This window comes from Vibrio rotiferianus, from assembly GCF_002214395.1.
GTDB lineage: Bacteria > Pseudomonadota > Gammaproteobacteria > Enterobacterales > Vibrionaceae > Vibrio > Vibrio rotiferianus.
In genome coordinates, this window is record NZ_CP018312.1 from 663,481 (window position 1) to 679,619 (window position 16,139).

The window sequence follows — 16,139 nt, forward strand, 5'->3', positions numbered from 1 at the left end:
TCGAAATATGATTAAACTAAAAGGGAGCCTTGGGCTCCTTTTTTGTTGTCAGCTCAGGTGTTGTCATGCTTAAACGTTTTATTGCTATTCTTATCTTTCTTGGTTTATCAGTATTACTCGCTTTTCAGTGGGTGTTTACCGTTTCGGAACAGCCGCAGCTTATCTCTCAATCGGGAGAAAACGTAACTCAAACGGTAAAATGTGTCGACTTTGATACTCCTCAAGCGATTGATAATGAGGGAGTATTAAACATTTTGGTTTGGAATATCTACAAGCAGAATAAGCCGAGTTGGGAAGTTGCTCTAAATCATCTATCGCAGCAGAGTCAATTACTGTTATTGCAAGAAGCCAGTCTAACGAGCGAGCTGAAGCGTTGGCTGATTGATGGTCAGTGGATCAGTAACCAAGTGTCAGCGTTTAAGGCCCTTGGCAGCGATGCAGGTGTCATTAGTATTGCTCATAAAGCGCCAATTCGAGCTTGTGCTTATACATCTAAAGAGCCATGGCTACGTTTGCCTAAATCTGCACTTTATAGTGAATACCAGCTAAGTAATGGTCAGCAACTGGCGGTTATCAATATTCATGCTATCAACTTTACAGTGGGCACGGATGAATATTTGTCTCAGTTGGCAACGCTAGAAAAGGCGTTGAAAGCGCACCAAGGTCCAATCATTTTTGCGGGGGATTTTAATAGCTGGAGTGCAGAGAGGATTTCGGCAATGAAAGTCGCATTGGCAGATATCGACCTCAAAGAAGTTCGGTTTTCACCCGATCAGCGTACCCAGTTTATTACAGGATTACCGCTTGACCATGTGTTTTATCGAGGTCTAAAGCTAAAATACTCAAAAGCGCCGCTGAGCGACGCTTCTGATCATAATCCATTGTTGGTGTCGTTTTCACTTCTCAATTGAAAAGCGAGTTACACCACGACAATGTATAGTGCCCAAATTACGTAAAACGCGACCCATGGTAGACTTGCAATCACAAGAGCCTGACCGCGTTCAAACTCTGTCCAAGTCAGGACGGCACCGTAACCAAGTACAATGTACCAAGGCAGAAGTAACGGCAATGAGCTAGCAAAGTGAGACCATTCGCTGGTCAACGGCAACTTCAACAAACCGTTTAGGCTGTTAAGGTCGGCTGCGTACGTCATTACTTGACCATGCTTAAGGAGCAGGCTCGCATAGCTTGCAATGTCCCCTAGTACTGCTGGGAAAAGTATTGCACTTGATGCGGCAAACCACTTCCAGTAACCGTATTGCTGCTTACTCGCTTTGGTTGCAAGGAAAAACCATAGAGCTAACAACAATAATGTTGCAAAGCGATTGAATACATCATTGATGATGGCACTAGCCATAAGCGTATTTGGTTCAAGCAACTCGACTTGTGTAGGGTCAATTTGCTGGAACTGAATAGAAAGTTGCTCACTTAGCCAAGTAAAGTCAACATTCGAAAAGTAGGCTCCCCAGAATAAAAATGGGCTAATCATCAGAACAATAAAAGGTTGCCAGCCCCAACCGCCACGTTGGTAAAGAGCTAAGAAACAAGCTGTTGGTGCTCGAAAGATATCCAACAACATTACGAGAGGGTTACTGGAGGAATTCATACGCTCACCTTCGTTACATCAACGTACAACTTGAGCTTCTGTCCTGGCTTCAAGTACTTCTGTTTTTGCAGAGAGTTCCATTTCACAATGTCATTACTCTTTACTTTAAATTTGCTGGCAATGCCGCTAATGGTATCGCCGGAACGCACTTGGTAGAACACGGTACGAATCACAGCGCCTTGATCACCACTTTTCCATATCACCAGTTTCTGTCCAACACGTAAGGTATCTCTTGGGCCCATACCATTCCATTTTGCCAGAGATTGGTGCGATACCTTATTTGCTCGTGCGATAGACCATAAGCTTTCTCCTGATTGCACTACATGAGTCAGTTTATACTTACCACGAGCTTTGGCTTGTGTTTTAGACAAGCGATTTTGGGCTGAAAGAACGTAACTATTTTCGTCCTTAGTTGATGTTGGGATCATCAAGTGTTGACCAACACGAATGTTATTATTGCTCATTCCATTCGCGCGACGAATCACCTTGGTTGTTGTGCTGTACTTTTGAGCGAGTACGCTAAGGGAGTCACCTGACTTCACTTTATAGCGGACCACTTTCATCCCTTTTCCACGGTTCTTATCGACATCTTCTAAAAATGCCGTTTTCTTCTCGATAGGGATAAGAAGTTGGTGCGGACCTTCAGGAGCAGTAGACCATTGGTTGTAGGCAGGGTTGTAGCTTTGCAACTCTTTTACGCTGATATCTGCGTACTTAGCTGCGATGGCCAAATCAAGCTGCTCCTTTGGATCAACTAGCGCTAAAACAGGCTTGTTGGCGATAGGTGGAATCTCGATGCCGTACTTGTCTTGGTTCGCAATAATATCTGCAAGCGCAAGTAGTTTTGGTACGTAACTACTGGTTTCTTTCGGTAAATCTAGAGAGAAAAAGTCCGTTGGCTTGCCCAGTTTCTTATTTTTTCGAATAGCGCTGTTTACACGTCCACCGCCACTGTTGTAAGCAGCAATCGCGTGATTCCAGTTGCCGTCGAAGCGCTGGTTTAGTTTAACAAGGTAGTCCAACGCAGCATCGGTAGATGCGTCCACGTCACGACGGCCGTCATACCAAAAGTTTTGCTCTAGGCCCATCATTTTTCCTGTGCCAGGAACAAACTGCCAAAGGCCAGCAGCACTGCCGTGTGAATAGGCAAATGCATCAAATGAGCTTTCGACTACTGGTAGAAGCGCAAGCTCCAGCGGTAAATTACGAGCCTCGATTTTTTCTGTAATGAGATACAAAAACGGTTCTGCTCGTTGAGATACAGTACGTAGATGCCCTGGGTGTTTCAGGTACCAAGTTCGGTAGTAGTCGATTTTTTTACTTTGAGGAATGTCCATCTCAAGTTGCATGCCGATACGACGCCATACATCTTGTTGTTCTTGGGGAGTGATAACTTTCGGTGCAGCTTTTTCCTCAGGTTCAACCTTTTGTTGACTATTGGCAACCTGCTGGGAGTCTGTTGCTTGTGTTTTGTTGGTTTCAGGTGTCGATGTGGTAGTCGAGTCTGACTGAGTTAGTTGACAGCCAGATAGTAATACCGCCAACACCCAACTGTACTTCAAACGCATGGATTCAGCCTATTTAGGGCCTGTTTATCTTCTCCTGCCTGTCGCGCAGCTTTTGTACGTGGCAGTCACAAGATAATAGACAATTTATTACTTACAAATGGATGAGAAGGTCTCACCTATGCATTGGAGCGAATTGCAATGATATGCGCTCCCTCCAAAACAATAGAAGCGCACAAGGCGCTTCTCAAACAGCAGATGATAATACTTGCGTTTTTGGAGGTTACAAGCAGAAAAAGGTTAAAACTCGTTCTTCCACTCACGTAAAGCTGTAAAAACCGAGACTGGATCGCTATTTTCAATGCGATTGGCGACTGATTTTACCACTTCAGGATTGTTTGTACGCAAGAATGGGTTGATCCATTTTTCTCTACGTAGTGTGGTTGGAAGCGTCGGTATATTAAGTGCGCGCAGGCGGTTTACATCATCGCGGTATTGGCGCAACTGCTCGTTGTCTGGCTCGACGGCGAGAGCAAATGCCACGTTACTTGCAGTGTACTCATGAGCACAAAAAACTTCCGTCTCTTCAGGAAGAGCAGCGATTTTACTCAAAGACTCAAACATTTGTGCTGGAGAACCTTCAAATATACGCCCACAACCTGCAGAAAATAGCACGTCACCACAGAACAATTTGCTGTCACCTACATAACCAATGTGGCCCAAAGTGTGGCCAGGTAAGCCAAGCACCATGAAAATTTCACCAAACAGGTCGAGTTTGTCGCCTTCTTCCATGGCATTGGTTAAGGTTGGAATCGGTTCTGCTTTCGGGCCCACAACAGAAACGTCAGGAAAAGCACGAACTAAATCTGGAACGCCACCAATGTGATCGTTGTGGTGGTGTGTAATTAAGATCGCTTCTAAAGTTAATTCATTAGCCTGCAAATATTCTAATACTGGCTTAGCATCGCCCGGATCGACCACAGCACAACGCTTGTCGCTATTTTGTATCAGCCAGATGTAATTATCATTAAATGCGGGTATGCTTTTGATCTCTAACACGATTCGTTCTCCGTCACCCTTTTAATAGTCAGGTGGTTAATGAAACCAGCACTCAGCAACAAAACTATACAGTACCCGTCGACTTGGTCAGAGATGAACAATGGGCCGTGGGTACTTGAGTCAATCCAAACCCGACTTGATGAATGGTGTCCGAAGTTGTTCGGTTACCACATGCTGAAATTGGGTGGCTTGAGCTGTGAGCTAACCAGCTGTAGTTGTAACATTCAACACCAAGTCAACGTAGATATCCAGAACCCGTTGCATAATGTCATCGCAGATGGTTACGAATTGCCCTTTTTAGAAAAAAGCTTTGATGTTGTCGTGCTTGCTCATCAGCTTGACTATGCAAGTGATCCCCATCGACTGCTACGCGAAGTTGATCGCGTCATGATGGATGATGGTTATCTTATTATTACGGGTTTTAATCCGATCAGTCTCACTGGCTTAGCAAGTTTACTGCCTTGGCGAAGAAATAATTTGCCGTGGAGTGGGCGTATGTTCACTACAAACCGCATCAAAGACTGGCTGGGCGTACTGAACTATCAAGTGATTCATTGTGATCGTTACGCACTGTTTCCAATGACGCGTTACAAAACCATGTGGACTTGGCTAGAGAACAGTTTAGGTGATTGGGCATCACCGGCGGGGAGCTTGTATTATATCGTGGCTCGCAAACGAACTTACCCTCTCAAGCCTATCAAGCCGCATTGGCGCTTGAAGAGAAAGCTAACACCACTTGGCGTGATGAACAGAGAGGGCAGTGCAGTGAAAAAGGTCTCAAGCAGCAAAAACTAAGACGCTTGGTAACCCGTATCTTCTTCAGTTGGGTTCTCAGCAGCCGTACGTGCTAACTCATCACAGATTTCATTCTCTCGATGACCTGCGTGGCCTTTAACCCAATGCCAATCAACTTGATGGCGAGCAGTTTCTTTGTCCAGAGCTTGCCATAAGTCGGCATTCTTCACTGGTTTTTTATCTGCCGTTTTCCAACCACGTTTTTTCCAGTTGTGAATCCATTGCGTAATACCTTGACGCACGTACTGGCTGTCCGTTGTTAACGTTACTTGGCATGGCTCTTTTAGCGTTTGAAGCGCTACCACCGCAGCCAACATTTCCATGCGGTTATTGGTTGTCAGAGTGTAGCCTTTCGCTAGGGTCTTTTCCGTTTGCTTGTAACGCAGAACAATGCCGTAACCACCTGGCCCCGGATTGCCTAAACAAGATCCGTCAGTGAAAATCTCAACGTGTTTGGTCATATTTTTGGTACTATTAGCCGAAACATTTAATAAAGCATAGTCTGACACACATAACCTTATGAATACCAGCAGCAATTCTGAACATAATCGTATTGTCGTACTCGATACTGAAACCACGGGTATGAACCTCGAGGGCGGCCCACACTACATGGGTCACCGTATTATCGAGATCGGTGCCGTAGAAATCATCAACCGTAAGCTGACTGGTCGTCACTTCCATGTTTACTTAAAACCGGACCGTGAAATTCAGCCTGACGCGATTGAGGTTCACGGTATTACGGATGAGTTCCTCGTCGACAAGCCTGACTATGCGAATGTCCACCAAGAGTTTTTAGATTTCATCAAAGGTGCCGAGCTGGTTGCCCACAACGCGCCCTTCGATACCGGCTTTATGGATTACGAGTTTGAAATGCTCGATCCAACCATCGGTAAAACGGATGACTTCTGTAAGGTGACCGATACCCTTGCCATGGCGAAGAAAATCTTCCCGGGCAAGCGAAATAACCTTGACGTATTGTGTGAACGTTACGGCATTGATAACTCACACCGTACGCTCCACGGGGCATTGCTCGATGCGGAGATTCTAGCCGACGTTTACCTACTGATGACCGGTGGACAAACAAGTCTAGAATTCAATGCCAACAAGAGCGATGGTGGCACAGAAGGCATTCGTCGTGTTGAAGGAAGAAAAGCGCTAAAGGTTTTGCGTGCAACTGCCGATGAAGTAGAAGCGCACCAGAAAAGACTAGAACTGGTGAACGATAGTATTTGGCAGTAATAGGGAGAGACTATGTTGAGGGCTTTGTCCGTCGCTATTTTAGCGTTCTGGAGTTGTTTCGCTTTTGCAAATGAGTCCGTCATGTCTTTGTTAGATAACCGCTTTCGTGTCGATCCAAGTATCGAGCAGATTACCTTTTTGGTTTATCGTGAACAAAGTTCTCAACCAGTTGTGTTAGTTCGCCCTGATGGTAAAAAATACTATTCATGGGGTGAGTATGACAATGTTCGTTGGTATCAAGAACCCTCTCTCGACATCATTTCTATTGATAAACCGATGTCCGGTCCTTGGCAGGCCGTCGGTAAAGTCACGCCTAAAAACAACATTCGCTTAATCTCACACCTAAAGCTCACTACAGACACTTTTCCAAATCGTTTATATCAAAGTGAAGCGCTTAAGTTTACGGCTCGCCTGACTTCCGATGATAAGTTATTGGCTTTGCGTGATTTCTTAGACCGCGTCAATTTGCGCGTGACACTGACCAAATATGTGGAAAATGAAGATGAGTTGATTAAAGAAGCTCGTCCTGTTCCGATTGTCATTGGTGAGTTTGCCGATGATGGACGTAACCTTGATGAAAAAGCCGCAGATGGTGTGTTTACCGTGCAGTTACCCATTGATGTTGCTCCCGGAAAATATCGAGCGCGCATTACCTCTGGCAACGGCGTTTTTTTGCGTGCACAAGAACAAATCGTTCTTGTCTATCCAACACCCGTCTCCAAGACTTTTATTCAATCCCGTGATGCGAACAAAGCCCATCAGCTCGTAGTGCGAGGGGAGCAAGGCATGGTTCTGCCGGGGTCACTCGCGGTAAGTGTTGAGCAAATTGCACCTGATGGCTTTACTACTTTTAGTCAGGGTGTGGTTAGTGCGGATGGCTTGACCACGACCCTAACGATGGATAACGACCCTGAGATAGGAAAGTACTCATGGAAAGGTGGGATCTTCGCGACGGATTTTGCTACTGAGAGAGCGTTAGTATTTCCTATTAACGAGCAGTCGTTTAGCGTGGTAGAAGAAGTTGATATAGAAGCCGCACGTTTGGCGAAAGAGGCTGAGCTAGAGCAACAACGTAAGATTACGCTCGAAAAGCAATTGATTGCCCAGCGGGAAGCCGATCGTAAGCGCAGCATGATAATTATTGCCGTAGGCAACGTGATTGCCATAATTTTGGGGCTAATTGTTTGGTTTGTGTGGCGTAAACTGAAAGCGAAACGAGATGCAATGCCAGAAATGCAGCTGGAAGTACCTAAGAAGTAGGGCGAAAGAAATATTAGAAAACGGAGCTGATTAGCTCCGTTTTTTGTTTAAATACTTTGTTCAATCTAGCGAGACTAAGAATCTGCTATCAGCGTGCTAGGGCTTTGGGGAGTCATTATCCAAGGAGCACGTGAAAAGTAGATTCTGAATCACGTTCGTTCCTCACTGTTCAGAATGACGGTGTTCTGGTAGCTCTGCGCGTGTAGTAATCTGATAACTCAAAATAAATCGTCATTCTAGCGAGCTTCAGTGAGACTAAGAATCTGCTATTAGTGTGCTGAGAGGTTTGTACCTTCATTCTCTGCGGAGCATTTGGATAGTAGATTCTGAATCACGTTCGTTCCTCACTGTTCAGAATGACGGTGGTCTGGTAGCTCTGCGTGTGTAGTAGTCTGATAACTCAAAATAAATCGTCATTCTAGTATATGGACTCCCGAGTTATTACAACTTGTTTAGCGAGAATAGATTAGATGCATGCGTATATTCGGGTTTTAATGAGTAGCTAACTCGACCCTAGATGTATTCGCACCTTGATGCCATTTCGCGAGCGCGGAAATAATCCAAAAGAATGATCTGGCTCTTCAAGGTCGGTCTTACCTGTTCTTCGCTATATCAAGATGTAAATAACGTCTTTGACTTACTACTCGTAAGTTAGAGGCACTTGATACTCACTGCCATAATGAAGCAATGCCCAAGCTGTTCTTGTGGTCTTATTTGCTAAAGCAACCGCGGCTTTCATTAACCCTGCACGCTGAATCAGTGACTTGAGCCAAGTCTCTTTAACATTCCTTGGCTCTCGTTTATCTACAACCTTCGCAACAGCAAGCGCTCCCTGTATCAAGCTTGAACGTAACTTCTTCTGTCCAACTTTTTTGCTGATACCCAAAAGGGTAACTCTTCCTCCAGTACTATGCTGTTTTGGAGTAAGTCCAATACAAGCCGAAGCCTCTCGACCATTTTTGAAGTTACCGCCATTGGCTCCTAACGAAAGATAAAGCCCTAAAGCATTGACTGGACCAACGCCCTCTAGAGCTTCAAGTTTTCTACATGCATCATGGTGCTTGAGGTGTTGGGTTAAGCTCGTTTCTAAATCTGCCCTCTTTTTTGCTAAGGTCTCATGCAAATGAAATGCGTTTGCTATGTGCTCTCTTAAGATATCAGGAAGTGAGTTCTGACCATCTTCCAGAATTTCAATAATGTGCCTTTTAAAGGCGCTATGTCCTTTGGGGATATTGAAGCCAAACTCTGAAAGCAAGGAGCGAACCATGTTACTTGTCGCTGTCATCGAATCGGTTAAGTGCTGTCTTATTCTATCGATCGATTGTAGTGCCTGTTCATCAATAGATTTTAAAGCGACAAAACGGGCGTTAGCTTGCTGAGATGCAACAGCAATCGCTGTTGCATCATTCTTATCTGTTTTTTGTCCCGTTCGATATGCCGTGACATATTTTGGGGCAATGAGGCAAACCGAATGCCCATGGTTGCAGCAGAACCGTCCCCAATAATGGGCAGTAGAGCATGCCTCCATAACCACGGTCGTTGGAGGTTGTTGTATTAACCAAGCTTTTAATTTTTCGCGAGTAAATGCTATATTAAACTCATCAGAGCTTCCTTGAAGCTTACAAACTTGGAAAGAGTGCTTTGCTAAATCAATGGCGATAGTAGTAGACTTTTTCATGTATGGACTCCTTAGATTTAGGCTTTGACACCATAAATTCTAGCTCCCTCCAGAGGGAGGGAGTCCATACATCGCGAGCTCCGGCGAGACTAAGAATCTATTGTCAGCGTGCTAGGGCGTTTGTTTCTTCATCCTTTAGAGAGTGCTTGGCAAGCAGGCTTTGGTCCGTGTTCTCAATCGCTTAGCTGTTCCTTTCAGTATCTATGCTACACTCACGCCATCAGCTATATGAATGACTTCTCATTTGTTTACCTGAGGGCAGCAATCGGGCTGTCATATTCTTATTAAAGGCATAAAAATGAGCAAATTAAGTTCAGCTGAACGTAAAGCACGCGACAATGAACGTTTTTCGCAACGCGTGAGTGAACGCCGTGAAAAAGGTGAAGATGTCGTCGCGTATGCATTGGCGAATAAAAAAGCGGTTAAGTTCTTAACTAAGTCAGAAAAGAAAGCATTGAACGAACGTAAAGCGATGCTTCAAGAAGAACTTAAGCTGAAAGAGCAGGAAGAACTACGCAGAATTGAGCAGTCGTTTATTGTTGAAGAAGATAACGAAGAATAAACGCTTCTTTGCTAACAGCGTGTTGTGCGTAGCAGAGATTCAATAAAAAACGGGAGCCTCGGCTCCCGTTTTGTTTTCTTATTTATCGTTTAAGCCATCATTCGCTCAAGCGACGTTTTCCATCTGAGGGTACAGTGGCTTTGCGGCCAATAGCTCCGGTTCAAAGTCATCCACGTTAATAGTATCTAGACGATGCTGCTCAGCCTCTCTTAACAGCTCCGCTTCTTCTTGCGTGATCACGCCTTGCTCTAGACCTTCTTGAGCAATCATATCTAAATTCATAAATGGACGGCGTTTACCTTGTGCTTTACATACTTTGTCGAACACAGGCTCAGCTTGAAGAATCACAGACAGTGCAAGCTCAATCTTACCGGCAGCATTGTGTTCCGTTGGTTCTAGGTATTGACCACGACCAATGCGTGAACGTGTTGCACTTGGTGTTTGTAGAATACGAGCGACTTTGCTGTCTAGCTTATCGCTTGGCGCTTTGCGTACACGACCGAATGGCATGATTAATACGCGCAGTGCACGACCAATCACTTTGTTCGGGAAGTTCGCTAGGAACTCATCAATCGCGGCTTCAGTCTGCTTCAAGCTGTCTTGCAAGCCCCAATGCACTAATGGTAAATCTTCTACAGGGCGGCCATCCTGTTCGAAGCGTTTCAGTGTTGCAGAACTTAGATATAGCTGACTTAGAATGTCACCGAGGCGCGCTGACAGGCGCTCTTTACGTTTCAACGAACCACCCAATACCGCCATTGAGATATCTGATAGCAGAGCAAGGTTCGCGCTGTAACGGTTCAATTGTTGGTAGTAGCGCTTGGTTGCGTCTTTAGTTGGTGATGTTGAACCCAGACCATCACTTAGACCAAACCAGATGCTGCGAACTAGGTTACTCATGGTGAAGCTCACGTGACCCGCTAGTGCCTTGTCGAACTTCTCAACTGCATCGCCAGCGTCAGAATATGCTGCGTTCATCTCTTCAAGAACGTAAGGGTGGCAACGAATCGCGCCCTGACCGAAGATGATCATTGAACGAGTTAGGATGTTGGCACCTTCTACCGTTACCGCGATTGGTGCACCTTGATAACCACGCGCTAGGAAGTTAGAAGGACCCATACAGATACCTTTACCGCCTACGATATCCATCGCGTCGATGATGCTTTGTTGACCACGGTGCGTACAGTGGTACTTCACGATAGCCGAGATAACCGAAGGTTTTTCACCTAGGTCGATACCTGCCACGGTCAAGTTGCTCGCGGCATCCATTACGTAGGCGTTACCACCTAGACGTGCTAATGGCTCTTCCACGCCTTCCATGTGACCGATAGGCTGTTTGAACTGACGACGAATGCGTGAGTAAGCGCCCGTTGCCATAGCCGCTGTCTTGATGCCACCTGTTGAGTTTGAAGGTAGCGTGATACCACGACCAACTGACAGACACTCAACCAGCATACGCCAGCCTTGGCCTGCCATTTTTTCACCACCGATGATGAAGTCCATCGGTACGAAGATGTCTTTACCGCGAGTTGGACCATTTTGGAATGGTACGTTTAGCGGGAAGTGACGGTTACCAATCTCAACGCCTTTAAGATCAGTTGGGATTAGAGCACAAGTGATACCAAGATCTTCTTGATCACCCAGCAGGCCTTCTGGGTCGCGCAGTTTGAATGCAAGACCAAGTACCGTTGCGACAGGTGCTAGAGTGATGTAACGCTTGTTCCAAGTGAGGCGCATGCCAAGGACTTCTTCACCTTGCCATTCGCCCTTACATACCACGCCGTAATCTGGGATAGACCCCGCATCGGAACCTGCTTCTGGGCTAGTCAGTGCGAAACATGGGATTTCTTTACCTTCTGCTAGGCGAGGTAGGTAGTAATCTTTTTGTTCTTCAGTACCGTAGTGTTGCAGTAGCTCACCAGGGCCTAATGAGTTAGGTACACCAACGGTTGACGACAGCACGCCAGAAACGCCTGTCAGTTTTTGCAGTACCAAAGATTGCGCGTACGCTGAGAATTCTAGGCCACCGTATTTCTTCTTGATGATCATGGCGAAGAACTTATTGTCTTTCAGGTATTGCCACACTTCCGGCGGTAAATCTGCAAGTTCGTGTGTTACTTGGAAATCACTCACCATGGCACACACTTCGTTTACTGGGCCATCTAGGAAGGCTTGCTCTTCTTTGCTTAGCTTAGGCGCTTTAATTGCGTGAAGTTTTTGCCATTCAGGTTTGCCTTTGAATAGCTCGGCTTCCCACCACACTGTACCTGCGTCCAATGCTTCTTTCTCAGTTTGAGACATAGCAGGCAGGACTTTCTTAAACATCACCAGTGCTTTGCGGCTAATGAGGGATTGGCGAATGCCAGAAACCGCAAACACTGCAACGGCAAGAACGTAAAGTGCCCAGCCAATAAAACCAACTGAGCCTGCGATTGTCAGTGCTAGCATGGCAGCAGTTAGCAGGCTGACGGATTTCACGAGAGACATTCTGTGGTAGAGCGTAACGCCTAACACAACTGTCATCGCTAAGATTGAGAGCAAGATGTCCATATGTTTTTTCCTTTTCAGACTTTAATTATGTTGTACGTCTGCATTTTGGTAAGAGGTCTAACCAGTTCTATAAGTGTAATCAAAATATTAAATAAATGTAAAACACAAGATTGAGTAAAAAGTGATCTATGTAGAGTTAAAATTCTAAAGTTGGGAGGTGAGTGATGATTTCGTAAGCAAGTTAACAAGTTTATTACTGTGATGAATCCAAATCTGTTGGTTCGCTATCGACACTAATTCTCGTTTGTGGGTAAACTCAGAGTAATGAACTGTCCGGTGTGAATTTCACATCGGAACAATTTGCCTGGCGAGAGGTTCAACCTCAAGGCTGTGGCCGAGATAATAAAGAGAACGTCTTATGTACCAAGATCTGATTAGAAGTGAATTAAACGAAGCTGCTGAAGTTCTGAATAAGTTTTTAAGTGATGACCACAACATCGCACAAATCGAAGCGGCAGCGAAAATGATTGCTGACTCATTCAAGCAAGATGGTAAAGTGTTGTCGTGCGGTAACGGTGGTTCTCACTGTGACTCTATGCACTTTGCAGAAGAGCTAACAGGTCGTTACCGTGAAAACCGCCCAGGTTACGCTGGTATCGCTATTTCAGATCCAAGCCACCTTTCTTGTGTAAGTAACGACTTTGGCTATGATTTCGTATTCTCTCGTTACGTAGAAGCCGTTGGTCGCAAGGGTGACGTTCTGTTTGGTTTGTCGACTTCTGGCAACTCAGGCAACATCCTAAAAGCGATTGAAGCGGCACAAGCGAAAGGCATGAAGACGATTGCGCTAACGGGTAAAGATGGCGGTAAGATGGCAGGTCTTGCTGATATCGAGATCCGCGTGCCTCACTTTGGCTACGCAGACCGCATTCAAGAAGTGCACATTAAGATCATTCACATCATCATTCAGTTGATTGAAAAAGAGATGGAATAAGATTTACGACTAAACCGAATGCTGGCTTAGTTGTGTTTTAAGGTAAGGAGTTCGTTAAACCATGTGTGAATTGCTCGGCATGAGCGCAAATGTTCCAACAGATATTTGTTTCAGTTTTACAGGGTTGATGCAGCGCGGTGGTCGAACGGGCCCGCATCGTGATGGTTGGGGAATTACTTTCTATGAAGGAAAGGGGTTTCGTAACTTCAAAGATCCAAACCCAAGTTGTGACTCTAAGATTGCTGAATTAGTGCAAAACTACCCGATTAAAAGTCGTGCGGTAATTAGTCATATTCGTCAAGCCAACCGCGGTGGTGTGAATCTCGAGAATACCCATCCGTTTACGCGCGAGCTTTGGGGACGTTACTGGACGTTTGCACACAATGGTCAACTGACTGATTATCAGGATTTGCACACAGGACGTCATCGTCCGGTTGGGCAAACGGACAGTGAAATGGCATTTTGCTGGCTGCTAAAGCAGATGGAAGATAAGTACCCTGAACCTCCTCAAGATATGGAAGCGGTCTTTATCTACGTAGCTGAATGTTGCGATAAGCTGAAAGAGAAGGGCGTGTTTAACATGCTACTCAGCGACGGTGAGTTTGTGATGACTTACTGTACCAACCATTTGTACTGGATCACGCGTCGTGCACCATTTGGCAAGGCGGCTCTGTTGGATGAAGATGTTGAGATTAACTTCCAAGAAGAGACGACGCCAAACGATGTGGTTTCTGTGATTGCGACTCAGCCATTAACGGGTAATGAGACATGGCATCGCATGAAGCCGGGCGAGTACGGTTTGTTCCATGTCGGTGAATTAGTATTGAACAATGCTAAAGCTCTGGAAGATGTTCCATTTGCCGCGCCGAAGCCGGGTAACCAAGCACCGACTGAACCATTGGAGTGATGGTTTTCTCGCAGTAGAGCATTCGAATAAAACAAAAGGCAGCCTGTGATGGCTGCCTTTTTTGTCTTTGTCGTTTGGAATTGAGAATTACTCGTCGGCGTAGCCGTGCTCACCAAGCTCAAAACCATCAAGATACGCTTTACCATCTCTCATTGTTAGCCTTTCATCTGCTAGCCATTTAGTGACCATTGGGTAGATCTTGTGTTCTTGAGTCTGAACGCGTGCAGCGAGTGCATCGGCATCGTCGTCTTCAAATACTGGTACTTTGGCTTGCAGTACCACAGGACCGCCGTCTAACTCTTCTGTGACAAAGTGTACGCTGGTGCCGTGTTCTTTGTCGCCCGCATCAATCGCGCGCTGGTGGGTGTGTAGCCCCGGGTATTTAGGCAGAAGAGAAGGGTGGATGTTGATCATCTTACCCAGATAGTGGGAAACAAACGCGCCACTGAGAATACGCATGTAACCGGCAAGAACAATCACATCCGGTTGGTATTCATCGATTTGCTTCATCAGTTCAGCATCAAAGTCTTCACGTGATTCGAATGCTTTTGGATCGACAAAATGACCCTTCACATCAAACTGTTTTGCACGCTCCAAACCGTAGGCATCTGCTTTGTTAGAAAAAACCGCTGCCACTTCTGCGTTTGGCATTTTGGCTTCACAGGCTTCAAGTATTGCTTGTAGGTTACTGCCGTTACCCGAAATGAGGACCACTATGTTTTTCATGATATTGAGACTGCCTTGATACTGTAGGTTTGACGTGCGTAATCACTAAATTACCTACTATTAGAATGGTTTTCGATGTTCCAGATAGCAGAATGAGGACATCGCGTCCTCATTCTTTTTATTTTTTGAGCTTGATTCGCAAGTTATTGGATTTCAACTTGCTCTTCATTGGCTTCTGCTTGAGCGATTTCACCAATCACCCATGCGTTTTCGCCTTCTTCTTTAAGAAGTGCAACCGCCGCGTCTGCTTGGTCTTTAGGTAGTGCTACGATTAGACCAACACCACAGTTGAAGGTACGGTACATTTCGTGCGTTTCAACGTTGCCTTTTTCTTGTAGCCATTTGAAGATGATTGGCCATTCCCAGCTGTTACCGTCGATCACGGCTTTAGTGCCTTCTGGCAGTACACGTGGGATGTTTTCCCAGAAACCACCACCTGTAATGTGAGAAATAGCGTGAATATCGTGTTTCTCAATCATCTTAAGTGCTGATTTGATGTAAATCTTAGTCGGTTCTAGTAGGTGCTCACCGATAGTGCGACCTGCTAGCTCTTCGTTCTTATCTGCGCCAGAAACTTCTAGGATCTTACGGATAAGAGAGTAACCGTTTGAGTGTGGACCGCTTGAGCCAACCGCGATAAGTGCATCGCCTGCTGCTACTTTGGTGCCGTCAATCACGTCTTCTTTTTCTACTACGCCAACACAGAAGCCAGCAACGTCGTAGTCTTCGCCTTCGTACATGCCCGGCATTTCAGCGGTTTCGCCACCGATAAGTGCGCAGCCAGCTTGAACACAGCCATCAGCAATACCAGAAACTACGTCTGCCGCTGTGTCTACGTCTAGTTTGCCTGTTGCGTAGTAGTCTAGGAAGAATAGAGGCTCAGCACCTTGAACGATTAGGTCGTTTACACACATTGCCACTAGGTCAACGCCGATAGTGTCGTGCTTGTTCATATCCAGCGCTAGGCGAAGTTTTGTACCTACACCGTCCGTACCAGAAACCAGTACAGGTTGTTTGTATTTCGTCGGTAATTCACACAATGCGCCAAAACCGCCGATACCACCCATCACTTCAGGGCGACGAGTACGCTTAACCGCACCTTTAATACGATCTACAAGCGCGTTGCCTGCATCAATATCTACACCAGCGTCTTTATAGCTAAGAGAAGAGTTGTTACCACTCACAGGGAAGTCCTCGGTTTTTAAGTTGGATATGAAAACGGCGCTATTCTACCAGTGGTTAAATACAGATAGCAAACGTTTGCGTCGGTTTTTTTCTTTAGTGATCTATCCTGATATCCCTGCAAAAATCATGTATA

Annotated in this window: 15 protein-coding genes; 7 read left to right on the top strand and 8 right to left on the bottom strand. The window is 45.6% G+C overall.

What is annotated here, in order from left to right; all coding sequences use genetic code 11:
* Positions 1-65 precede the first annotated feature (65 nt).
* Positions 66-911, top strand: coding sequence for an endonuclease/exonuclease/phosphatase family protein (locus BSZ04_RS12140; RefSeq protein ID WP_088880479.1), 846 nt, complete (start codon positions 66-68; stop codon positions 909-911).
* A gap of 8 nt (positions 912-919) precedes the next feature.
* Here BSZ04_RS12140 and BSZ04_RS12145 read toward each other — a convergent pair whose 3' ends face one another.
* From BSZ04_RS12145 to gloB, 3 genes are all read right to left on the bottom strand, one after another.
* Positions 920-1,606 carry a YIP1 family protein gene (locus BSZ04_RS12145; RefSeq protein WP_010449712.1) on the bottom strand — a complete coding sequence of 229 codons (687 nt, stop codon included), beginning with the start codon at positions 1,604-1,606 and terminating at the stop codon, positions 920-922.
* Positions 1,603-3,174, bottom strand: a complete 1,572-nt coding sequence (locus BSZ04_RS12150; protein ID WP_010449711.1) for a LysM peptidoglycan-binding domain-containing protein — start codon at positions 3,172-3,174, stop codon at positions 1,603-1,605. The genes BSZ04_RS12145 and BSZ04_RS12150 overlap by 4 nt, the downstream gene beginning before the upstream one ends.
* 237 nt (positions 3,175-3,411) lie before the next feature.
* The gene (gene gloB, locus BSZ04_RS12155) at positions 3,412-4,170 is read right to left on the bottom strand and encodes a hydroxyacylglutathione hydrolase (RefSeq protein WP_010449709.1); all 759 of its coding nucleotides are present in this window, start codon (positions 4,168-4,170) and stop codon (positions 3,412-3,414) included.
* 39 nt (positions 4,171-4,209) lie between these two features.
* Between gloB and BSZ04_RS12160 the strand changes: the two genes are divergently transcribed.
* Complete coding sequence (locus BSZ04_RS12160) at positions 4,210-4,965, top strand: class I SAM-dependent methyltransferase (RefSeq protein ID WP_010449707.1); 756 nt, start codon at positions 4,210-4,212, stop codon at positions 4,963-4,965.
* On the opposite strand, the gene rnhA is transcribed toward BSZ04_RS12160, so the two are convergent.
* Entirely contained in the window at positions 4,962-5,426 is a 465-nt protein-coding gene (gene rnhA / locus BSZ04_RS12165) for a ribonuclease HI (RefSeq protein WP_005436823.1), read from the bottom strand. The two genes, BSZ04_RS12160 and rnhA, sit on opposite strands and share 4 nt — an antisense overlap.
* Before the next feature lie 58 nt (positions 5,427-5,484).
* On the opposite strand from rnhA, the gene dnaQ reads away from it, so the two are divergent.
* Positions 5,485-6,204: a DNA polymerase III subunit epsilon gene (gene dnaQ / locus BSZ04_RS12170; RefSeq protein ID WP_038882880.1), complete on the top strand. Its 720-nt coding sequence runs from the start codon at positions 5,485-5,487 to the stop codon at positions 6,202-6,204.
* A 12-nt stretch (positions 6,205-6,216) separates the two neighbouring features.
* Positions 6,217-7,464 (top strand): TIGR03503 family protein, encoded by a 1,248-nt coding sequence (locus BSZ04_RS12175; protein ID WP_088880480.1) that lies wholly within the window; start codon positions 6,217-6,219, stop codon positions 7,462-7,464.
* A 640-nt stretch (positions 7,465-8,104) separates the two neighbouring features.
* On the opposite strand, the gene BSZ04_RS12180 is transcribed toward BSZ04_RS12175, so the two are convergent.
* Positions 8,105-9,142, bottom strand: a complete 1,038-nt coding sequence (locus tag BSZ04_RS12180; protein ID WP_088880481.1) for an IS110 family RNA-guided transposase — start codon at positions 9,140-9,142, stop codon at positions 8,105-8,107.
* A gap of 298 nt (positions 9,143-9,440) precedes the next feature.
* Here BSZ04_RS12180 and BSZ04_RS12185 point away from each other — a divergent pair, with 298 nt between their 5' ends.
* Positions 9,441-9,704 (top strand): hypothetical protein, encoded by a 264-nt coding sequence (locus tag BSZ04_RS12185; protein WP_045394181.1) that lies wholly within the window; start codon positions 9,441-9,443, stop codon positions 9,702-9,704.
* 105 nt (positions 9,705-9,809) lie between these two features.
* Here BSZ04_RS12185 and fadE read toward each other — a convergent pair whose 3' ends face one another.
* Positions 9,810-12,254, bottom strand: coding sequence for an acyl-CoA dehydrogenase FadE (gene fadE, locus BSZ04_RS12190; RefSeq protein ID WP_088880482.1), 2,445 nt, complete (start codon positions 12,252-12,254; stop codon positions 9,810-9,812).
* A 358-nt stretch (positions 12,255-12,612) separates the two neighbouring features.
* Between fadE and lpcA the strand changes: the two genes are divergently transcribed.
* Both lpcA and BSZ04_RS12200 read left to right on the top strand, forming a co-directional pair.
* Positions 12,613-13,188, top strand: coding sequence for a D-sedoheptulose 7-phosphate isomerase (gene lpcA, locus BSZ04_RS12195; RefSeq protein ID WP_005436835.1), 576 nt, complete (start codon positions 12,613-12,615; stop codon positions 13,186-13,188).
* Positions 13,189-13,249: 61 nt separating this feature from the next.
* Positions 13,250-14,095, top strand: a complete 846-nt coding sequence (locus tag BSZ04_RS12200; RefSeq protein ID WP_010449688.1) for a class II glutamine amidotransferase — start codon at positions 13,250-13,252, stop codon at positions 14,093-14,095.
* Between the two features lie 87 nt (positions 14,096-14,182).
* Here the strand turns inward: BSZ04_RS12200 and purN are convergent, their stop codons facing one another.
* Together purN and purM are read right to left on the bottom strand one after the other, a co-directional pair.
* Entirely contained in the window at positions 14,183-14,821 is a 639-nt protein-coding gene (gene purN / locus BSZ04_RS12205) for a phosphoribosylglycinamide formyltransferase (RefSeq protein ID WP_088880483.1), read from the bottom strand.
* 143 nt (positions 14,822-14,964) lie between these two features.
* The gene (gene purM, locus BSZ04_RS12210; protein WP_010449685.1) at positions 14,965-16,005 is read right to left on the bottom strand and encodes a phosphoribosylformylglycinamidine cyclo-ligase; all 1,041 of its coding nucleotides are present in this window, start codon (positions 16,003-16,005) and stop codon (positions 14,965-14,967) included.
* Positions 16,006-16,139: the final 134 nt, after the last annotated feature.